The organism is Nonomuraea sp. NPDC004186, from assembly GCF_053603495.1.
The window spans coordinates 115,683-135,121 of sequence record NZ_JBSGFQ010000005.1 but is presented as its reverse complement, the minus strand read 5'-3'; the positions used below and the strand labels follow the sequence as shown (position 1 = coordinate 135,121).

The following is a 19,439-nucleotide window of genomic DNA, read 5'->3' as shown; positions in this document are numbered from 1 at the left end:
GCTCAGGCCCCGGCGCCGCCCAGCGTACGCTCCGGAGCGTCCAGCCAGATCCGTTGGCCCTCCCGCGTGATGGTCATGCCGAACCGCTCCCGGTCCGGCTCGCCCCAGGACACCCACTGTGCGTAAGCGTCGGTGATCTCATCCCACAGGGACCGATCGCCGAGCTGGTATGAGAGGTGATCGCCGTCCGGGTCGTGAACCGCCGCCGCCCAGTGGGAAGGGTCGCCCGGGTCGACCACGTACAGCACGAAGGTGTCCCCCTCATCCACCTCGCGGATGTGCAGGCCGGTGAGAGCCGACATGGCCAGCCCCGCCCCCGCCGGCGCGTGCGCGATCGTGCGCGGGTCTACCTGGGTCGTGGACCGTCGGCCGCTGCCGTCGTCGTCGGAGACAGGGGATCCGTCCTGCGAGCGCATCAGCATGTACGACGTACAGCCGGGGAACCGGCCGACGGCGACCCCGTCCGGCATGACCACGAGCCGCACGGAGAGGTCGACGTCGAAGCCTGGCGAGAACGGCGCCACGATCACGCCGCCCGGCCGAGTCTGCTCGACCCATGCATACGGCACCGTGTGGACGGCGCAGGTGACGTGGACCCGGTCGTACGGCGCTCCCTCGGCCCACCCGTCCGCCCCGTCACCGACGATCAGGCGCGGGTGCACGCCGGCCGCGGCCAGCGTCTTTCCCGCTTGCTCGGCGACGGCCTGGTCGACCTCGATGGAGGTCACGATGCCGTGCTCCCCGACCAGGTGCGACAGCAGCGCGGCGGTCCAGCCCGTCCCTGTGCCGATCTCCAGCACCCGATCGCCCGGCTCCGGATCGAGCAGGGTGAGCAGATCGACGACGGTCCCCGGGGCGGAGTTGGAGGAGGTGTAGCGCCCGTCCACCTCGCGGATGTCGGTTGCGCCGGCATCGAGCTGAGTCACGATGGCGTCCGGTCCGTACACCATGGCCCACCAGGTGTCCGGGTCGGCGTGCCGGTCGATGAGGCGGGGGCCGCCTCCGGTGAGAACGACCCCGGTGGGGGGCACGAACCGATGCCGGGGCACGGCCCGCAGCGCCTTGTCGATGGCGCCGCTGACCCGGCGGCGCTCGCTGATGGTGTCGATCAGGCCGTCAATGCGGGCGCCCAAGTCGAGGGTCACTTGCCGTCCTTCTTGTCCCCGTCACCGCTGCCGCGTTTACCCGCGCTGCCGTCTCCGTCGCCCTGGCTCTTCTTCTTCTCCTTTGGGGGAGTGAACGGCTTCAGGCTGGGCTCCTCGCCCTTGTGCTTTCCCATGATGGCCTCATACGTCTAGACGAGTACCGTGTCGTGATCGTATGGCTACGGTGCGGAGTGGGCAAGGGGGTAGTGCGGTTCCGGTCTTCGCCGGTAGGCGAATGTCACTCCTCGCTCTGGCACACCTAGGCGTGGCGTATGCCGAGGCCCCGCCCCGGGCGATAGCCGGAAGCAGGGCCCGTCGTCGGCTGTTCGGAAGGGTCATCAGCAGCCCTCGAAGCCCGTGACGGGCCTCGTGATCACGAACTGTCGTGCTTGTTCAGTGGCGTCACTATGCCAAGGTCAGTTGGCTGAGACATCACAGATCCATCGGAGGCATCTCCTGCCTGAAGTCCGCGCAGGAGAAATACGGGCCTCCGCTTCCCTGGGCGCCGCTGCCATAGACCGCTTCTAGAGAAGAGGGCGTGGCTCAGGGGCAACCACTCCACGCCCCGATTGGCGGATTCCCTTGCATTCCCCAATCGGAGCTTCTCCGCCCGAGGCTGCAGGGCCGTATGCCTGGGTGGGGGCCATCAGGATCTCCGGGTTGGTCGTCACCAGGTTCCACGTACGCGGACATAAGAGTCCAGGCGGTCGGTCATCGGAAATCCTGCTCGATGGCCATGTACTCTCTCGATCTTGCAGGCGTGTCCCGGTCCGCTCTACTCCGCTGAGCGAGCGCCATGCCGCAAGTCGATCGATCCGCTCCTGTCGAAGATCGAGGAAGGGTCGATCGGTTGACCAGATGATCCATTGTGAATGGAGAGGCTCTTGCTGACCGGCGATCTCATACGGCTACGCTCCCTTGAACCCTCCGACGCCGAGCCGATGTGGCGTTGGAACAATGACCCCGAGGTCGGGCGCTGGATGTTCGGCAGCTATCCCGAGTCGCTCGCACAGATCACCAGGCGCTTCGAGGAGCTGCCCCGCAACTCCTATGCCAGCGCCTTCTTCGCCGTCGAGTCGCTCAACGAAAAGCGGTTGATCGGCTCAGTACGGCTCCGCGATGCCGAACCCGAGGCCGGCGCCGCCGAACTCGACCTTCGGATCGGGGACAAGGAGTATTGGGGTCGCGGCTATGCCACCGACACCGTGAGAGTGATCTGCCGATACGGCTTCGCGGAGATGCGACTCCACAGAATTCGGCTCTCGGTGGTCGCGGAGAACGCCGCCGCCCTCCGCGTCTATGAAAAGGTCGGCTTCGTCGTGGAGGGCCGTGAACGAGAAGCCTTCCGCCGGGACGGCGCGTGGCATGACATGGTCCTGATGGGCCTTTTGGAGGGTGAGCTACGGTGACCGGGCACCCTGATCCCAGTGGGCGTCGGCCCGTCTCCTTAGGCGACCTCATCAATATTGAGAGCGGCCTGACCGTCCCCAGGAGGAGGCATCTTATTTGTGGGGCCGATCGCAGGCCGGTCCAGCACGCGGTGCGCCCCAAGACGACAACGGCTCGCGTGGGACGCGGGTCCACCCACGGCCCACATCGGTTCGGGCCTACGGCAACGGGAGCCCGCCGGGTGAGTGCCGGGTCAACACTGTGACGCCCAAGGAGGCCCTGGGCGTCAGAGGGTCTTCACGGTGCCGCCGTCGATGACGTGGTCCGCGCCCGTGATGTTGCCCGCCACGTCCGACAGCAGGAACGCGATCAGCGCCGCCACCTCCCGCGGCTCGGTGATGCGGCCCGTGGTGATGCCGAACGCCGCCGGGATCCCCTCCAGGAAGGCGGCATGGTCCGCGCCCGCCAGGGCGGCCATCTTGCCGCCGAAGCCGTCCGGGTCGTCCCAGAGTGCGGTACGGACGACGCCGGGCGAGACGGTGTTGACCCGGACGCCCCGCGGCCCGAACTCCTCGGCGAGGGACTTGCCGAGCGCGGTCAGGGCGGCCTTGGCGGCGCTGTAGGCGACGGGGCCGGCGGCTGGGAGCCGGGAGTTGATGGACGAGACGTTCACCACCGCGCCGCGCCGCTCGATCAGGCTGGGCAGGGCGGCCCTGGTGACGCGGACGGCGCTGAGCAGGTTAACGTCGAAGATGGCGGCCCACTCCGCGTCGCCGGTGTCGAGGAAGCCGACCGGCTCCACGGCGTCCCCGCCGCCCACGTTGTTGACCAGCAGGTCGATGCCGCCGAGCTCGGCGAGGGCGGTGTCGACGAGGGTGGAGACCCCGCCGGGGGTGCTCAGGTCGGCCGGCACCGCCAGGGCGCCCGACTTCTCCAGTTCGGGCGTGATGGTGCGGGCGGCGCCGACCACGCGTACCCCCTCGTCGATCAGGGTCCGCACGGTGGCCAGGCCGATGCCCCGGCTGGCGCCGGTGACGACGGCGGTCTTGGAGTCGAGTCCGAGTTTCATGATCTCTCCGATTTTCTTGAACTAAAGGTACAAAATGAGGGTGCGACAAATCCCGGCAAGGGGTGGGGTCAGAGGGAGTCGACGACCGCGTCGACCACTCTGGCGAGGCGGTCCGGGCCGTCGGCGACGCGCGCCAGCAGGCGCATGCCGACGACGGTGTTCAGCAGCAGGCTCCCGACCGCCCGGGCGTCCCGGTCGGCGGCGATCTCGCCCGTGCGCCGGCCCTCCTCGACCAGCGCGCGGAAGGCGTCCTCGGTGCGGTCGAACATCCGCCGCACGAGCTGCGCCGCGCTCTCGTCCGACTGGCCGAGCTCGGCCGCGGTGTTCACGGCCATGCAGCCGCGCCGGTCGGGGTCGGCCAGGTCCATCTCGGACAGGAGGCGCAGTGCCCTGCGCAACCTGTCCTTGACGGGGCCCGGCTCCTCCAGCATCTCGATCAGCGCCGCCGCCTGGCTGTCGCGGTAGCGGCTCAATGCCGCCTCGAACAGCGCGTGCTTGCTGCCGAACGTGTTGTAGAGGCTGCCCTTGCCGATGCCGAGCGCGTCCACCAGGTCCTGCGGCGTGGTGGCCGCGTAGCCCTTGCGCCAGAACACGTCCATGGCGTGCCCGACGGCCACGTCCGGATCGAACTGCTTCGGCCTCCCCATGGCTACGACGCTAACAGTTTCTGGACTCGGAGGTCAAAATCACCCGGCGGCCGGCATCTCCGGAGGTGCTCCGGTCGCCAGCCAGTGGGCGCGCCGCGTGATCGCGGCCGGCCAGCCGTCCGGCACCACGGTGAAGGCGCCCGCCCGCACCGCCGCGAGGGCCTGGTCAGCGATGTCCGCGGGGTCCTCGCCGTCGGGCGACATGCCGGTGCGCACCAGGGCCGGGCACAGCATCGTCACGCCGATCGGCGTGCCGGCCAGCGACAGCGCCGCCTGTTCGGCGAGGGCGACGACGGCGTGCTTGGAGGCCGCGTACGCGCCACCGGCCGGGAACGTGACGAGCCCCGCCAGCGAAGCCGTGATCAGGATGTGCGCCGGCCGGCCGGACGCGAGCAGCCGCGGGACGAACGCGCGCAGTCCGTTGACCACGCCGCCCACGTTCACCGCGAACACCCGGTCCCAGTCCTGCGGGCTCACCTCCCACGGCGCGCCCAGGTCCCGGCCGACGATGCCCGCGTTCAGGCAGACGAGATCGACGTCCGGGGCGGCGGCGGCCAGTGCCTCCATCTGCGCGGCGTCGGAGACGTCGGTCCGGACGGCCTCGGCCCCCAGCTCGGCCGCGGCTTCGCCGAGCGCCGTCTCGTCGACGTCGGCGAGCACGACCCGTGCCCCGTCCGAGCGGAGCCGGGCGGCCAGCGCCCTGCCGATCCCGCCGGCGGCGCCGGTGACGACGGCGTTGGTGATGTTCATGAAGATGCTCCAAACATGGTCGACGAGTCCGCCGTCGCGGTGGGAGTGCACACGACCGCGTCGAAGGCCTGGCGCAGCGGCGTGTCCACGGTCGCGCTCTGCGACCGGATGCGGTCCAGCGGCGGCCCCGTACGCAGGTCGGTCAGGGTGACGGCCCCGCCGAGCCCGGCGTCGACGAGGGCCCCTTCGACGCTCCCGGGAGCCGGGGCGTCGAGGCTGACGACGTCGAGCGTGAACCCGACAGGGGAGCCCTCGGCGGGGACGATCATCTCCGGCACCTGGCCGGCGGTGTGGGTCAGCGCCACGGTGCGGTAGCGCGGGCCGAGGTCGCGTGCCAGGTAGTGGCCCATCGGCAGGCCGGCCAGGTGGCCGCCGAAGGTGACGGGGGTCTTCTGTATGTGGTTGTTGTGGGCCACCAGCACGACTCGCGCGCCGTTGCCGGCCCTGTCCAGATGCCACCGTACGGCCGCCGCCATGTAGTGGTCGCGAGCCGACGTGTCGCCCGGCAGGCCCGCGCCGGAGAACAGGTCGTTCATCGCCCGGAGCATGTAGTCGGTGTGGCAGGCGGCATCCAGGTGGCGGCGGGCCGTGTCGTAACGGTGCCGGCCGGCGCGGGAGACGTAGAGCGGTTCGAGCGCCCGCAGTCGCAGCGACAGCCGGGACAGGCTCGCCGTGAGGGAGTCCCGGAACGCCGGGTCGAGAGTGCCCCACGCGGGCGCGGACACGGCGGCCGAGCCGCCGGTGATCTCGTCGGTCGCGCGCAGGACGCCGGGCACGAAGTCGTCGAGGTCCGGGTCGACCAGCCGCAGGTATTCGGCGACCGGGTCGAGGTCCGGTCGCAGGGTGAGGGTGTTGGGCAGGTCGATCCCCACGATCCGGACAGGCTGGGACCTGCTCCGGTTGTAGTGGCGCAGCCAGAGCAGCAGCTCTCCGAACACACCGCGGGTCAGGGGCCCGGCAAGCCGGAGGAGGCCGGCCTCGTCGCCGTCGCCGGCGAGCCAGGCGTTGACGGCGGCGGCGTCCGCGGATCCGAGCTCGAATGCCACGTCGGTGAACCCGCAGCGTTCGAGGAGGAAGCGCAGCAGCCGCGCACGGGCGAGGTTGAACTCGCGGACGAAATGGGCGCCCTCGCCGACGGCCACGACCTGGGCGTCACCGACCACGCCGCGCAGCGGCTCGAGGTCGTCGAGGACGGGGTCGGCCGGGTCGAGGGTGTTGAGGACAGTCGTGTGCCCTGACAGGGAACGGGAAGTCATGGAAATGCACTCGTTTCTCGGTGGATGCCGGAAGCCGGCGGTCAACGCGTCGAAGAACGCGGAACAGAGCGCTCGGCCGGACCCGTGCCGACGGGTCGCCGGAGGCGCTGCGATGTCCGCTTACGGACGCGGATCAGAGAAACAAGGTGCCAGGAACCATGCGGCCGATCATAGCGGAGCCGTGGCACGTACGCTCCGTCACCGCCGGTGCCGGTGCGTACGTTCATACTTCGCCTCTTGACCTTGTCAGACGGGGTCGGTAATGATCAACCGCGACTCCCGCCGAAAGGTGCACACGTGCGATTCATCGCAGGCAAGACCGCGGCTTTAGCCGCCGTCCTGACAGCAGTTCTCGTCGTCCCCCAGCCCGCCTCAGCCGCCGCCCAGCTCATCGGGAACGGCACCTTCGACAGCTCCACCGCCCCCTGGGCCGCGATCGGCCAGACGACGGTCGCGCTCGACGCCCAGCGGCTGCGGGTGGACGTGAAGGCCGTCGTCGCCAACCCCTGGGACGCCATGGTGGCCGCCCCCACCACCGCCGCCCTGAACCCGGGCAAGAGCTACACCCTCTCCTTCGACGCCTACTCCACCGTCGCCTTCAAGGCCACCGCCACGGTGCAGTACAAGGCCACGCCCAGCACCAACCAGTCGCTGGCCACGGGGGTGCAGCTCACCACGTCGAGCAAGCGCTACAGCATCCCGTTCACGGCCGCGACCGGCACGGACACGGCGGCAGAGGTGACGTTCCAGCTCGGCGGGTCCGGCGGGACGCCCGTGATCCGGTTCGACAACGTGTCGCTGATGGAGACGCAGACGACGCGCCCGACCGCCCTGTTCGTGTGGAACCAGTCCAACCCGGCCAAGTGGGTCACGGCCAATCCGAACGCGAGCCAGACCGCGGCCATCTCCGCGAACATCGCCAACAAGCCGATCTTCGAGTGGTTCGGCGGCTGGTTCAGCGACATCACCCAGGCCGTGGACACCTACGTCGGCGCGGCGCAGGCTCAGGACAAGCTGCCGATGCTGGTCGCGTACAACATCCCCAACCGGGACGCGTGCGCCGACCAGTCGGGCGGCGGCGCGGGCGACGCGGCCGGCTATCACGCGTGGATCACCGAGTTCGCCAAGGCCATCGGCACCAGGCACGCGATCGTCGTGCTGGAGCCCGACGCGGTCGCCGCCGCCGGGTGCGTGACCAAGATCGGCAAGAACCCCGAGGACCAGTACGCGATGCTGCTGGACGCCACGCAGGTGCTGAAGGCCCAGGCCCCCAACGCGTGGGTCTACCTGGACGCGGCCAACGCCACCTGGCTCGCGCCCGACGTCATCGCGCCGCTGCTGGTCAAGTCGGGCATCGCCAACACCCGCGGCTTCTCCGTGAACGTGTCGAACTACTTCTGGACCACCGACTCCGAGACGTACGCCGTCGGGGTCAACGGTCAGCTGTCGGGCACCGTGGGCGCCAAGAAGTACGTGATCGACACCAGCCGCAACGGCAACGGCCCCTACTCGGACAGCACGCCCGAGGACAACTGGTGCAACCCGCCCGGGCGCAAGCTCGGCGCCTCGCCGGTCAGGCAGTTGAGCGGCGCCGAGTACATCTTCTGGGTCAAGGTGCCCGGTGACTCCGACGGCGTGTGCAACGCCTCCACCAAGCCGGCCGGGCAGTTCGACCCCGACCTGGCCGTGGCCCTGATCAACGGCTAGTCCCTGATGGCCGGGCCCCTCGGCGAGAGGCCCGGCCGCTCTCTCATACCCGCTGGAGCAGGAGGGTGACGAAGCCGAGCGCCTCCCGGTAGCCGTTGAGCCACAGCTCGCGGTGCTCCCGCGCGACGGCGAGGGCCTGGTCGCCGTCGGAGCCCGGGTTGGCGGCGGCCCATCGGGCCAGGGTGCCGGTCCACGACCATTCGTACTCGTCCCACTCGGCGAGGGTGCTCACGTGGCCGTAGACGGCCAGCCAGCCCTCGGACTCGGCGGCGGCCACCGTGCCCGCCAGGCCGGGGTACGCGCCGATGGCTTCCACGACCTCGGGAGCAGGGGTCCGCTCCCAGAAGCCCTCCCCGATCAGCGCCAGCCCGCCCGGCCGGACGAACCTGGCGACCGCGTCCATCGTGCCCTTCAACCCCTGGAACGCGTGGGTCGAGCCCACGCAGAGCACCAGGTCGTACGGCTGCTCCGAGGAGAACTCGGCCGCGGACATCTCGTGCAGCCTCAGCCGGTCGGACAGGCCACGCGCGGCCGCCGCCCGGCTCGCCGAGGACACGGCCTCCGCGGAGAGGTCCACGCCGTCGGCCGTGGCCGTGGGGACGAGTTCGAGCGCGCGGAGCGACCATTCGCCCTCGCCGCATCCCAGGTCGAGGACGCGGGCCCCCTCCGGCAGCGCGGCCCGGAGCAGCAGGCGGTCGAGGTTGCCGGGCGTGATGGGAGCGGCGATCGGATGGTCACGGTGGGCGATGGAGCTGATCAGCGTTCGTTCCATGCCGTTCAGTCTCGCGGCGCCCGCAACCGGTTTATGGGCCGTACCGGTCGAGGACGGCCCGTGCCGTGGCGGCCATGGCCTCGTCCACCATCTCGCCTTCGAACGTCACCGCTCCCGACCCGCCGGCCTGGGCCGCCTCCACCGTCGCGATCAGCCGGGCGTAGCGGGCCAGCTCGTCGGGGGAGGGGGAGAAGGCCGCGTTGATGACGGGGACGTGGGAGGGGTGGATGGCCATCATGCCCTCGTAGCCGAGCGAGCGGTTCTGCTCGGCGAAGGAGCGTAGCCCGTCCAGGTCGCCGATGCTCGTCCACAGGCCCGCGACCGGGTTGGGGATGCCGGCGGCGCGCACGTCGAGGAGCACGCGGGAGCGCAGGCCGAGCGTGCTCTCCGGGGTCCAGCGGTAGCCGACGGCGCGGGCGACGTCGCCGCCCGGCGCGGTGACGGCGCCGAGGTAGGCGATCCGGGACGGGGCCGCCATGGCGACGTCGTACGCCGCCCGCAGCCCGGAGGCCGTCTCCAGCAGCGGCACCAGGGCGATGTGCCCCCGAGGCAGGCCGCGCTCGCGTTCGCACCAGGTGAGCAGCCGGTCGGCGAGGCGCACGTCCTCCGGGCCGCTCACCTTGGGCAGCACGACCCCGGTGAGCCGCTCGTGCGCGACGGCCCGCAACTCCTCGGCCCCAGCCCAGCAGTCCAGCGGGTTGACACGGACGAACAGGCCCAGGTGCCCCGCGTAGCCGGCCACCGCCGCGGCCACCGCGCGGCGGGCCTGCGACTTGCCGTCGGCGGGGACCGCGTCCTCGAGGTCGAGGATGACCGCGTCGGCCCCGGCCGCCTCCGCCTTGGCCAGCCACTCCGTCCTGGTGCCGGGGACGAAGAGCAGGGAACGGAGCAGGGGACGCTCAGATGACACCGTGCTGCTCCAGCTCCGCCAGCTCCTCCTCGGCGAGCCCCAGCCACTCGTGGTAGACGAGGCGGTTGTCCTGCCCGAGCGCGGGGCCGGTGCGCCAGACCTTCCCTGGCCGCCGGTGGAAGTGGGGGATCACGCCCTGCATGCGCACGGGGCCGAGGTCGGCGTCGTCGACGGTGATGATGTCGCCGCGCTCGGCGTAGACCGGGTCGGCGGCGATGTCGGCGGCGGTGAACACCCGCGAGGCCACCACCTCCGCCCGGGCGAACTCCGCCAGGCACTCGTCCGTGGTCCGCGCGGCCACCCACTCCCGCAGGCCCTTGTCCAGGGTCTCCCGGCCCTCGTGCTGCTGCGCCGACGTGGCGAAGTCCTCGTCGGGCAGGCCGAGCAGGCGGGCCACGTTGCGTACCGAGCGGAGGGTCGCGGACGTCACGGTGATCCACTCGCCGTCGCCCGAGCGGTAGGTGTTGATCACCGCGGCGGGCGCGACGGCGAGCTGGTTGCCCGCCCGTTCGGGTACGACGCCGAGCTGGTCGTAGGCGATGATCTGCCACTCGATCAGCCGGTAGAGGGGCTCGAAGAGGGCCAGGTCGATCCACTCGCCGTCGAAGCCGGGGTCGCCCGCGCGGCGGTGGAGGGCGGCGAGCACGGCGTACGCGCCCATCAGCCCGGTGACCGCGTCCCCGTGCGAGAACCCCGTGTGCACGGGCGGCCCCTCGGGGAACCCGGTCAGGTGCACCACCCCGCTCCTGGCCTCGCCCATCTTGCCGAAGCCCGGCTCGTTCGCCCGCGAGGAGGTCGCCCCGAACCCGGAGATCTGGAGCAGGATCGCCTTCGGGTTGAGCCGGTGCACGGCCTCCCAGTCCAGCTCCCAGTCGCGCAGCCGCCCGGCCCGCAGGGTGACGATCACGACGTCCGCCCAGGCGACCAGCCGGTGGGCGATCTCGCGTCCGGCGGCGTGGTGCAGGTCGAGGGTGACCGAACGTTTGTTGCGACCGGCGACCTTGAACCACAGGGGCACGCCGTCCCGTACCGGGCCCATCGCGCGGGCGGCGTCGCCGGCGCCGGGGGCCTCCACGTGCACCACGTCCGCACCCTGGTCGGCGAGCATGGAGCCGGCCATCGGCCCGGCCACCACGTGCGCGAACTCCACCACCTTCAGCCCGCGCAGCTGCCCCTGGCCGCTTCCGCCCGTTTCCTGACCCGTGCCTGTCACCCGCGCTCCTTCGCCTCCCGATCCGTTTCATCCTGCCGAGGCGGTGAAATGCGTGTCCAGCACAAGAAACCCATCATTCAATGCGCTTTGCGCATGAATCCCGGGGTGGCCTCAGTCGCGGTTCCAGGAGACGCCCGCGGGCAGGTCCCGCAGCTCGCGGCGGAACCCGTCCAGCAGGTCCAGGAACGCGCTCGTCGCCACCGGCAGCGTGCGGCGGGCCCTGACCACGACGTCCAGCCGGCGGTCCACGACGGGTTCGGCGAGCGGACGGTAGACCAGCCGCCCCGCCCCCATCAGCGGCAGCACCAGCGCGGGCATCGCCGAGACACCCAGCCCGGCCGTCACCAGCCCGCCCACCGTCGCCACGCTCCCCGCCTCGGCCGCCAGCGTCGGGGTCGCCCCGGCCTGCGCGAACGCCGCGTCCGTGAGCCGCCGCACGCTCGACTCCGGCCCGATCGCGAGGAACGGCTCCCGGGCCAGCTCCTCCCAGGTGATCTCCGGGAGCTCGGTGAGCGGGTGGTCCTCGGGCAGCACGGCGTGGAAGCGGTCCTTGATCAGCGGGCGGTGTTCGAGCTGCTCGGGGGCGGCGCCGACGGTGGAGATCGCGAAGTCGGCGTCCCCCGAGAGCACCCGGCCGAGCACCACCTGCTCCAGGCCGTCCATGATCCGCAACCCGGCCATCGGCCGCCGCAGCCGGAACTCGGAGATCACCCGGGGCAGCAGTACCGCGGCCACCGACGGCAGCGTGGCCACGGCCACCACGCCCGACTCGCCGAGCAGGTAGCGCTCCAGCTCCTTCATGCCCGACCGGTGCGCGGACACGATCTGCTCGGCGACCCGCAGCGTCTCCACCCCGGCCGCCGTCAGCTGCACGTTGCGGGTGTCGCGCTCCAGCAACTGCGCGCCGAGCAGCCGTTCCAGCTCGGCCACCGCGCGGCTGAGCGACGACTGCGACACGTGCATCTCGGCCGCCGCCGCCGTGAAGCTCGCCGCTCTGGCCACGGCGGCGTACGCGGCCAGCAGCCGCAGGTTCGCCTCCATGGCGCGAGCATAGACCCGAACTTTTGCGCAGAACGCATGGATAAATGTTGCTTTGATGCTGGACCTGAGATTTCCCTGCTCGGAAACTCTTCCGTAACACTCCGGCACGTCACCCCCCGCGAGCCGGGCGAGGAAGAAGGCGAACACCGATGCTAGCGGCCCTGGGATTCACCACGATCGTTCTGTTCCTGCTGCTCACCATGACCAAGCGCGTGTCGGTCCTGATCGCGCTGGTGCTGATCCCGGTCCTGGCGGCGCTGGCCGGGGGCTTCGGCGGCGAGCTGGGGAAGATGGTCCTCGACGGGCTGACCAAGGTCGCGCCGACCGGCATCATGATCGCGTTCGCGGTCCTGTACTTCAGCCTGATGATCGACGCCGGTCTCTTCGATCCGCTCATCCGCGGCATCCTGCGCGTGGCCAAGGGCGATCCGCTCCGCATCGCCGTCGGCACCGCCGTACTGACCATGTGCGTGGCCCTCGACGGAGACGGCGCCTCGACGTTCCTCATCACGGTCTCGGCGCTGCTGCCGGTCTACCGGCGGCTCGGCATGAGCCCGCTCGTCCTGTCGGGCGTCGTCTGCCTGGGCGCCGGAGTCATGAACCTCATCCCCTGGGGCGGGCCCACCGCCCGCGCGATGGCGGCGCTGAAGCTCGACAGCTCCCAGGTGTTCACGCCGGTCCTGCCCGCGATGGCGGCGGGCATCGCGTGGGTGCTGGTGGCGTCGTACCTGATCGGGCTCAAGGAGCGCCGCCGCCTCGGCACGATCTCCACCCCCGAAATGCCTGAAGAGCGGCTGGTCGGCGAGGGCCCCGGCACCCAGCGGGCGCCCGTCCACCCGGCTCTGACCGCCTTCAACCTGGTCCTCACGGTCGCCCTGCTGGTCGGGCTCGTGCTGCAGGTGATGCCGCTGCCGGTGCTGTTCGTGGTCGGGTTCGCGATCGCGCTGCTGGTCAACCACCCGACCTGGGAACGCCAGCAAGAGCTCCTGGAGAAGCACGGCAAGAGCGTCGTCCTGGTCACCACGATGATCTTCGCGGCCGGCGTGTTCACCGGCGTCCTCACCGGCACCAAGATGATCAGCAGCATGGCGTCGGCGTTCGTGAGCGTCATCCCCGACTCCCTCGGCGGGCACCTGCCCGTGCTGGTGGCCCTCACCGGCATGCCGCTCAGCCTGGTCTTCACCCCCGACGCCTACTACTTCGGCGTCCTGCCCGTGCTCGCCGAGACCGTCAGCGGCTTCGGCGGCGCTCCGGCCGAGGTCGCCAGGGCGGCCATCCTCGGCCAGATGACCACCGGGTTCCCGCTGAGCCCGCTCACCGCGTCCACGTTCATCCTGGTCGGGATGAGCGGCGTGCAACTGGGCGAGCACCAGCGCTTCATCTTCAAGTGGGCCTTCGCCACCACGCTCGTGATGACCGTGGTCGCGCTGCTCACGGGCGCGTTCTCCCTCTGACCCCCGGAGAGTGACATGACCTGGCGCGAGCTTGCCCTCATACCGACGCTGGTGGCGCTGCCGCTGTCCCCGCCGCAGCCGGATCTCGACATCCACGTGCTCTCGAACCGGGCCGACCTGGTCTCGGGAGGTGACGCGCTGGTCAGGGTCACCGGCTCCGCACGGGTACGGGTCGAGCTCAACGGCGCCGACGTCACCTCCCGCTTCGCGCCCGGGCCGGACGGCACGCTGACCGGGCTGGTCGACGGCCTCTCACCCGGCGCGAACGTCCTGACCGTCCGGCCGCCGCGAGGACGGGCCGAGCGGCTGACCATCACCGACCACCCGCCGGGCGGCCCGGTGTTCTCGGGCCCGCAGGTGCGGCCGTGGCAGTGCCAGACGGTCGAGAACGGCCTCGGCCCCGCGCTGAACGACCGGTGCGACGCCGCCCCGGTCCGCAACGAGATCACCCTCGGCAACGGCGTCAAGGCCACCCTCGAACGCGGCGCCGTCAACCGCGGGATCTACGACGTGCTCGTGCCGGAGAACTGGAACCACAAGCTGGTGTGGGTGTTCGGGGCGGGCACGGGCCAGCACTACCGGCAGGGCGTCTCCCGCGGGCTGAGCATGCCGGAGGCGCAGGAGGCGGCCGCCAAGGGGTTCGCGGTGGCGTCGTCCACGATGACCGACAACTCCCTGCACAGCAACGACGTCACCTCCGCCGAGACCGTCATGATGGTCAAGGAGCACGTCGTCGAGACGTACGGCGAGATCCGCTACACCATCGGCCGCGGCGGCTCGGGCGGGGCGCTCCAGCAGTACCTCGTCGCCGACGCCTACCCGGGCCTGCTGGACGGCCTCCTGCCGACCCAGGACTGGCCGGACCAGATCGTCGGGGCCTACCGCGAGTTCGGCGACTGCGCCGCGCTGGTCCGCGCCATGGACGCCTCGCCGCTGTGGAGCGACCCCGACGACAGGACCGTCGTCTTCGGGCACGGCGGCACCGGCGTCTGCGCCACCTCCGCGGGCCGCGCCCCCGACTACATGAAGCCCGACGACGGCACGTCCTGCGCGGGCGAGGCGAGCTACGACCCGGCACGCAACCCCGGCGGCGTCCGCTGCACCCTCCAGGACTTCATGATCTCCATTTACGGCACCCGTCCGCAGGGGTGCGCCGGCGTGCCGTGCGCCCGGCGGCCGTGGGACAACGTCGGCGTCCAGTACGGCCTGACCGCGCTGCGCGACGGCCGCATCAGCGCCGAGCAGTTCGTCGACCTCAACCAGCGGGTCGGCGGGTTCGACATCGACATGACCTGGACCCCGTCGCGGAGCGAGGCCGACGCCGCGGCCGTCGAGATCGCGCACAGCACGGGACGCGTCGTCTTCGGCCGGGGGCTGGCCCAGGTGCCGATCCTCGTGGTCCGCGGCACCGACAACAACGACTACCACTACCCGTGGCGCAGCCTCGTGCTCCGCAACCGGCTCGACCGGGCCAACGGCCACCACCGCAACCAGGTGCTCTGGACGAACGGCAGCGACGGCTCGCCCCTGGACGTCATGGACCGCTGGCTCGCCGCCGTCGAGGCCGACCGCCGGCCGATCCCGCTGCCCGCCAAGGTCGTACGCCACCGGCCCGCCGAGGCCGTGGACGCCTGCTGGATCTCCGGCGCCAAGGTCACTGACCAGGCCGCCTGCGACCAGGCGTACCCGCACAAGGCCGACACCCGGGTCGCGGCCGGCGAGGGGCCGACCAGCGACCTGCTGAAATGCCGCCTCAAGCCGCTGCGGCGGGGGGACTACGACGGCGTCGCGTTCACGGGGGAGCAGTGGGCGCGGCTGCGCTCGGCCTTCCCTGCGGGCGTGTGCGACTACTCCCGTCCCGGAGTCGGCCAGACGGACCCGGCCACGGGCCGCCTCCGGCCGCCACAGCCCTGGCTCACCTTCACCACCGGCCCCGGCGGCACCCCCCTCGGCCCCCCTCCGTCCTCCCACCCCCTCTTACCCACCCCTCGCTCTTCACCCCAGAGGACCGGAAGATGAAACCCCTCAAGATCATGGCCGCACTTTCCGCCGCCGCCCTAGCCCTGACCTGCGGCCCCGCCCTTCCCGCAGTCGCCGAACCCGCTCTTCCCACATCCCTCCCTCCCGACCCGTTCTTCGCCTACGACCGCCCCGCCGAGTACGGCGTCCACCGGGAACGCGTCACCGTACCCCTGCGCGACGGCAGCCACCTGGCCTGCGACCTGCACCGTCCCGCCACCGCCGACGGAACCCCCGCCCCCGGCCGCTTCCCCGGCATCGTCTACGACTACAACGCCTACAACCAGCTCGGCCCCCAGGGCCAGGCCGCCGCGTACTTCGTCACCCGGGGCTACGTCGCGGCCGTGTGCAACGTCCGGGGCTCAGGCGACTCGCCCGGTTACCTCGACCCCTTCAGCGGCCAGGAGCAGCGCGACAACTACGACCTCATCGAGTGGCTGGCCGCCCAGCCCTGGTCGACGGGCCGGATCGGGCAGACGGGCGTCAGCTACGGCGGGCACTCGTCCCTGCTCGTCGCCGTCAACAAGCCACCCCACCTGGCCGCCATCATCCCCGTGGACGGCATCAGCGACTGGTACGAGAACACCATCTACCGGGGCGGCATCTACTCGGCCAGGATCCGCGACTGGCAGCGCTCCGTCGCCCCCGACACCCTCGTCACATACGCCCAGCACCCCCTCTATGACGACTTCTGGCGCGAGCGCAGCGTCAAGTCCCGCTGGAAGAACCTCGACGTCCCCGTCCTGGAGATCGCCGGCTGGTACGACCGCTACCGCCAGGGCATGGTGGAGAACCTCCAGGCGCGCGAACGCAACGTCTGGCTGGTGTCCGGCCCCTGGGTGCACGGCTGGCCGGCCGGGCAGCCCGCCGACATCGGCAACGGCGCCTATCTCGCCTGGTGGGACCGCTGGCTGGCGCGCCGCCCCGGCACCCCGCTGCCCGCCGCCAGGGTGACCTCGTACGAGGTGCCCGGCACGGGCTGGCGGCAGTTCGACAGCTGGCCGCCGGCGGGAACGCGGCCGGTGCGGCTCGGCCTCGGAGCCGACGGAACCCTCGCCTCCGACCCCGGCAGGCCCGCCACCCGCACCTTCGAGGTCAACACCGAGCCGGTCGCGGGCGGGCCGGGTCAGCGGCTGTCGTTCGCGACCGGGCCGCTCCAGCGCGACCTGGTCCTCGCGGGGGAGGTCCAGGCCAAGGTACGGGCCTCGTTCACGGCGGCCGGCGGCAACGTCGCGGTCGTGGTGCAGGACGTCGCCCCCGACGGCACGTCCACCCGCATCACCCAGGGCTGGCTGAAGGCGAGCCACCGCTCCGGCCACGAGCGCGCGGTCCCGGTACGCCCCGGCAAGACGTACGACCTGGACATCCGCACGTGGCCCACGCACTATCGTGTCGCGGCCGGGCACAGCATCAGCGTCACGGTGTCCAGCGACGACTACCCGGAGATCGACTCCGACGCCCCAGCGGGACAGGTGTCGCTGAGGCTCGGCCACGGCGGCTCAACCATCCACCTGACCACCCTCTGACCCGTCGCCCGCCCCCGCGCGTCCCCACCCGGGCTCACATGGGGGCCGGGCCGCACCCGGACTCACGTGCGGGCCGGGCCGCACCCGGACTCACATGCGGGACAACAGCTCAGCCTTCTTCGCCTGGAACTCCTCCTCGGAGAGCAGCCCGGCGTCCCGCAGGTCGCCCAGCTTGGCGATCAGCTCGGCCACCTCGGCACCCGACGGAGCCCGGCGCACCTCCGGGACCGCCGGGGCCGGGATCGACGCGAGGACAGCGGCCGCGAAGGGCAAGGACTTGTGCGTCGCCCCCCATCCGAGCCCGAAGACGACAGAGGCCGGATCCTTGTTCGGATCGGGATCCGGCTGACCCCCGCGAACCCTCAACCGAAGACAGCCGCTCGCCCCCTCCGGCGCGTGCCACTCGACGCTCTCCAGATCCGAGACCGAGAACCGCTGGTCACCCGCGGAGTATTTGGCGGTCGACGCCCCCGACCAGAACCATGTGAACGTGATGGCCTCACCGTCGAACGTCGCCGCCCCGTCCCACCCCTTGAACGAACGGGGCACCGAAGGCGCCTCCACCATGAACCGCGTCACCGGCCCGGACTCCCCGATGGCCGCCCGCAACTCATCCGCGTAATAGTCGGCGAGCGTCTCCCGCCCGGAGGGCAGCACGAGCCGGTAGGGATCGGCCGCCTCCCCGAGCTGCCCGGCCGCCGCGGCCATGACCGGATCGGCACCCCGCCTGGGCACCACGCGCAGCACCACGGTGCCCCTCTTACCGGCCGCCACCGTCACCTCGGCGATCGCCGCATGGGGGATGACGCGTTCACCGAGCTCGGAAACGAGTTTGGGGACCTTGGCACCTTCGGGCCTTATCCGCAGCGCATCCGCCTCGAACACCCAAGCGCAACCCTGGCCCGCCAGGACATCATCCACGAAAACAGGCTAGGCGATCGAGACTACATACGGCACTCGGCCAGTTGGGCCATGGACATGACCAGCGGGGCGGATCAGCCCTGGGTGCAGGCGAGCGGCACACCGCAGGCGTCCTCGGCGGAGACGTGGAAGCCGTCGGGGGCGATGGCGTTGGCCTTGACGAGCTTGCGCGCGGTGATCAGGTGGGTCACGGTGACGGTGCGGGCGTCCGGCAGGGGTGGCGTGGGCAGGAGGTGTCCGAAAAGCAGTTCGCCGAGTACGGAGCGCGGGACGATCTCCACGCGGCCGTCCGCAGCAGCAGCACCCGGTGGACGCCGTCCATCCGACAGCTGGCACTCAGCACCCACGCGTAGCGCTCCCGGTGGGCGTCCAGCTCGCTGTCAGGGAAGACCGGCAGCACTGCTCGATAGTGCCGTTGGGAGGGCCGAGATACCGCGGTTGGTGGACGTACTCGGGGGTGTGATGCTGAGCGGGCTGGAGCGCGCCCCCCTGGGGTGTGGACGAGGTCGATACGGACGGCTATTTCGGATACTGCGATTGAGAGGTGCCGCGATGGCAGATGTCCAGGCCAAGCGTGTTCAACCCGGGACCATCGATGCCGAGATGGCTGGTCGCGCCGTGCGGCGAATCAAGGACTACCTCATGCGATACCCCGACCAGACGACCATTCACGTCGCGGGCGAGCACGATGACGAGGCGCCTCGTGAGGCTGTGAGTCTGCTCGCCTTCACCCTCGCTCAGGCGGCTGAAGGCCGGGGGTAACGGTCATCCCATCTTATTCCACTCAACTTGCCATACTCGGCAAGAGCAAGGCATCTGAAACATGGCCTTCGTAGTCGTCTACGACGCGAACGTGCTGTACGGCTACTCATCCGTCTCGCTATAACGGGGCGCATACAGGCCGACAAGGCAACGACGATCTTGCCTCTTGAATCGCGCTTGTCCGGCCACGTCAAGCGCTAGGCGCATAGACACGCAGACGGTCACGCATCACTGTCGCAGACGATTACGGATCGTGTATCTCGGGGGAGTAGCACGGTGTTCCTGGGATGACCTGCTCGGCTTGTCAGGTTCATGTCGTCTGCCCACCTGACGCCGTGATGGAGCCTGCTGGGTTGCGATCAAGATCCCGCCGAAGCTGAGGCGTCGCCGTAAGTCATTTGCCCGGCGGCGGGCCGCCGGGTTCGCAGTCGAACATCTCGGCGAACCGTCGCTGAGCTATTTGCATGAGCTGGATGAGGTCGTGGTCCTGGTCCCGAGCCGGATTTTTCTTGATGTAGATCCTTATGAGCGGGCTCTTGTCCCCGCATTTGAACCACGCTGCCGCTGCACGGAACGGATAGCCACGGATCTCGTCGTTGCCCATTTCGCCCATGCCAAGCTCGGTAGGGAGCTTCACTCGCTCTTCTTTTTCCTTGCCCTTGATGTAGTTCTCCAAGACCTTCTGGTCGGCCGATCGGTCGTAGCCTGTGACAAGGATGCTCTGCACGTCGTTCGTGACCGCACAGCTGTCCCCAACAGCACTACGTTTGCTGGGTCCCGCCGTGTACTGGCCGGTGTATCCGGTCAGCTCGGCCACCGCCACTTGAGGAATGAAATGACACACGTAGGGGGGCTTGT

19 protein-coding genes are annotated in these 19,439 nt (G+C 70.6%); 6 read left to right on the top strand and 13 right to left on the bottom strand.

Annotated elements, in window-relative coordinates; all coding sequences use genetic code 11:
- Positions 1 to 2: 2 nt before the first annotated feature.
- Both ACWEPL_RS05945 and ACWEPL_RS05940 read right to left on the bottom strand, forming a co-directional pair.
- Positions 3 to 1,145: a methyltransferase domain-containing protein gene (locus tag ACWEPL_RS05945; protein WP_452435345.1), complete on the bottom strand. Its 1,143-nt coding sequence runs from the start codon at positions 1,143 to 1,145 to the stop codon at positions 3 to 5.
- A complete protein-coding gene (locus tag ACWEPL_RS05940; protein ID WP_363962887.1) occupies positions 1,142 to 1,279 on the bottom strand; it encodes a hypothetical protein in 138 nt (45 codons plus the stop codon). Before ACWEPL_RS05940 ends, ACWEPL_RS05945 begins: the two co-directional genes overlap by 4 nt.
- 750 nt (positions 1,280 to 2,029) lie before the next feature.
- Between ACWEPL_RS05940 and ACWEPL_RS05935 the strand changes: the two genes are divergently transcribed.
- Complete coding sequence (locus ACWEPL_RS05935; protein WP_452435344.1) at positions 2,030 to 2,554, top strand: GNAT family N-acetyltransferase; 525 nt, start codon at positions 2,030 to 2,032, stop codon at positions 2,552 to 2,554.
- Between the two features lie 266 nt (positions 2,555 to 2,820).
- Here the strand turns inward: ACWEPL_RS05935 and ACWEPL_RS05930 are convergent, their stop codons facing one another.
- The 4 genes from ACWEPL_RS05930 to ACWEPL_RS05915 all read right to left on the bottom strand — a co-directional run bounded on the left by ACWEPL_RS05930 (position 2,821) and on the right by ACWEPL_RS05915 (position 6,256).
- Entirely contained in the window at positions 2,821 to 3,603 is a 783-nt protein-coding gene (locus ACWEPL_RS05930) for an oxidoreductase (protein ID WP_363962889.1), read from the bottom strand.
- A 68-nt stretch (positions 3,604 to 3,671) separates the two neighbouring features.
- On the bottom strand, positions 3,672 to 4,250 hold the full coding sequence (locus ACWEPL_RS05925; protein WP_452435343.1) for a TetR/AcrR family transcriptional regulator: 579 nt from the start codon (positions 4,248 to 4,250) through the stop codon (positions 3,672 to 3,674).
- A gap of 39 nt (positions 4,251 to 4,289) precedes the next feature.
- Positions 4,290 to 5,000: an SDR family NAD(P)-dependent oxidoreductase gene (locus tag ACWEPL_RS05920; RefSeq protein ID WP_452435342.1), complete on the bottom strand. Its 711-nt coding sequence runs from the start codon at positions 4,998 to 5,000 to the stop codon at positions 4,290 to 4,292.
- On the bottom strand, positions 4,997 to 6,256 hold the full coding sequence (locus tag ACWEPL_RS05915; protein ID WP_452435341.1) for an erythromycin esterase family protein: 1,260 nt from the start codon (positions 6,254 to 6,256) through the stop codon (positions 4,997 to 4,999). The genes ACWEPL_RS05920 and ACWEPL_RS05915 overlap by 4 nt, the downstream gene beginning before the upstream one ends.
- A gap of 297 nt (positions 6,257 to 6,553) precedes the next feature.
- On the opposite strand from ACWEPL_RS05915, the gene ACWEPL_RS05910 reads away from it, so the two are divergent.
- Positions 6,554 to 7,963 carry a glycoside hydrolase family 6 protein gene (locus ACWEPL_RS05910; RefSeq protein WP_452435340.1) on the top strand — a complete coding sequence of 470 codons (1,410 nt, stop codon included), beginning with the start codon at positions 6,554 to 6,556 and terminating at the stop codon, positions 7,961 to 7,963.
- A 43-nt stretch (positions 7,964 to 8,006) separates the two neighbouring features.
- Here the strand turns inward: ACWEPL_RS05910 and ACWEPL_RS05905 are convergent, their stop codons facing one another.
- The 4 genes from ACWEPL_RS05905 to ACWEPL_RS05890 all read right to left on the bottom strand — a co-directional run bounded on the left by ACWEPL_RS05905 (position 8,007) and on the right by ACWEPL_RS05890 (position 11,899).
- Positions 8,007 to 8,735, bottom strand: a complete 729-nt coding sequence (locus tag ACWEPL_RS05905) for an SAM-dependent methyltransferase (RefSeq protein WP_452435339.1) — start codon at positions 8,733 to 8,735, stop codon at positions 8,007 to 8,009.
- Positions 8,736 to 8,766: 31 nt separating this feature from the next.
- Positions 8,767 to 9,645: an HpcH/HpaI aldolase/citrate lyase family protein gene (locus tag ACWEPL_RS05900; RefSeq protein WP_452435338.1), complete on the bottom strand. Its 879-nt coding sequence runs from the start codon at positions 9,643 to 9,645 to the stop codon at positions 8,767 to 8,769.
- The gene (locus ACWEPL_RS05895) at positions 9,635 to 10,858 is read right to left on the bottom strand and encodes a CaiB/BaiF CoA transferase family protein (protein ID WP_452435337.1); all 1,224 of its coding nucleotides are present in this window, start codon (positions 10,856 to 10,858) and stop codon (positions 9,635 to 9,637) included. Before ACWEPL_RS05895 ends, ACWEPL_RS05900 begins: the two co-directional genes overlap by 11 nt.
- A gap of 111 nt (positions 10,859 to 10,969) precedes the next feature.
- Entirely contained in the window at positions 10,970 to 11,899 is a 930-nt protein-coding gene (locus ACWEPL_RS05890; RefSeq protein WP_452435336.1) for a LysR family transcriptional regulator, read from the bottom strand.
- Positions 11,900 to 12,048: 149 nt separating this feature from the next.
- Between ACWEPL_RS05890 and ACWEPL_RS05885 the strand changes: the two genes are divergently transcribed.
- Genes ACWEPL_RS05885 through ACWEPL_RS05875 form a run of 3 tightly spaced genes read left to right on the top strand, consistent with a single transcriptional unit; the run spans position 12,049 to position 16,898 of the window.
- Positions 12,049 to 13,353, top strand: coding sequence for a CitMHS family transporter (locus ACWEPL_RS05885; protein WP_350730266.1), 1,305 nt, complete (start codon positions 12,049 to 12,051; stop codon positions 13,351 to 13,353).
- A gap of 15 nt (positions 13,354 to 13,368) precedes the next feature.
- On the top strand, positions 13,369 to 15,372 hold the full coding sequence (locus ACWEPL_RS05880; RefSeq protein WP_452435335.1) for a DUF6351 family protein: 2,004 nt from the start codon (positions 13,369 to 13,371) through the stop codon (positions 15,370 to 15,372).
- Complete coding sequence (locus ACWEPL_RS05875; RefSeq protein WP_452435334.1) at positions 15,369 to 16,898, top strand: CocE/NonD family hydrolase; 1,530 nt, start codon at positions 15,369 to 15,371, stop codon at positions 16,896 to 16,898. Before ACWEPL_RS05880 ends, ACWEPL_RS05875 begins: the two co-directional genes overlap by 4 nt.
- Positions 16,899 to 16,988: 90 nt before the next feature.
- On the opposite strand, the gene ACWEPL_RS05870 is transcribed toward ACWEPL_RS05875, so the two are convergent.
- Positions 16,989 to 17,819, bottom strand: a complete 831-nt coding sequence (locus ACWEPL_RS05870; protein ID WP_452435333.1) for a DUF4429 domain-containing protein — start codon at positions 17,817 to 17,819, stop codon at positions 16,989 to 16,991.
- Between the two features lie 74 nt (positions 17,820 to 17,893).
- Positions 17,894 to 18,100 carry a hypothetical protein gene (locus ACWEPL_RS05865; protein WP_452435332.1) on the bottom strand — a complete coding sequence of 69 codons (207 nt, stop codon included), beginning with the start codon at positions 18,098 to 18,100 and terminating at the stop codon, positions 17,894 to 17,896.
- Between the two features lie 271 nt (positions 18,101 to 18,371).
- Between ACWEPL_RS05865 and ACWEPL_RS05860 the strand changes: the two genes are divergently transcribed.
- Complete coding sequence (locus ACWEPL_RS05860; protein ID WP_452435331.1) at positions 18,372 to 18,581, top strand: hypothetical protein; 210 nt, start codon at positions 18,372 to 18,374, stop codon at positions 18,579 to 18,581.
- Positions 18,582 to 18,975: 394 nt separating this feature from the next.
- Here ACWEPL_RS05860 and ACWEPL_RS05855 read toward each other — a convergent pair whose 3' ends face one another.
- Entirely contained in the window at positions 18,976 to 19,404 is a 429-nt protein-coding gene (locus ACWEPL_RS05855) for a hypothetical protein (RefSeq protein WP_449900301.1), read from the bottom strand.
- Positions 19,405 to 19,439 lie beyond the last annotated feature (35 nt).

Coding starts and splice junctions, on each gene's coding strand:
- ACWEPL_RS05890 (WP_452435336.1), bottom strand. CDS start 11,899: ATGGAGGCGAACCTGCGGCTGCTGGCCGCGTACGCCGCCGTGGCCAGA.
- ACWEPL_RS05875 (WP_452435334.1), top strand. CDS start 15,369: ATGAAACCCCTCAAGATCATGGCCGCACTTTCCGCCGCCGCCCTAGCC.
- ACWEPL_RS05920 (WP_452435342.1), bottom strand. CDS start 5,000: ATGAACATCACCAACGCCGTCGTCACCGGCGCCGCCGGCGGGATCGGC.
- ACWEPL_RS05915 (WP_452435341.1), bottom strand. CDS start 6,256: ATGACTTCCCGTTCCCTGTCAGGGCACACGACTGTCCTCAACACCCTC.
- ACWEPL_RS05905 (WP_452435339.1), bottom strand. CDS start 8,735: ATGGAACGAACGCTGATCAGCTCCATCGCCCACCGTGACCATCCGATC.
- ACWEPL_RS05940 (WP_363962887.1), bottom strand. CDS start 1,279: ATGGGAAAGCACAAGGGCGAGGAGCCCAGCCTGAAGCCGTTCACTCCC.
- ACWEPL_RS05860 (WP_452435331.1), top strand. CDS start 18,372: ATGGCAGATGTCCAGGCCAAGCGTGTTCAACCCGGGACCATCGATGCC.
- ACWEPL_RS05885 (WP_350730266.1), top strand. CDS start 12,049: ATGCTAGCGGCCCTGGGATTCACCACGATCGTTCTGTTCCTGCTGCTC.
- ACWEPL_RS05880 (WP_452435335.1), top strand. CDS start 13,369: ATGACCTGGCGCGAGCTTGCCCTCATACCGACGCTGGTGGCGCTGCCG.
- ACWEPL_RS05930 (WP_363962889.1), bottom strand. CDS start 3,603: ATGAAACTCGGACTCGACTCCAAGACCGCCGTCGTCACCGGCGCCAGC.
- ACWEPL_RS05925 (WP_452435343.1), bottom strand. CDS start 4,250: ATGGGGAGGCCGAAGCAGTTCGATCCGGACGTGGCCGTCGGGCACGCC.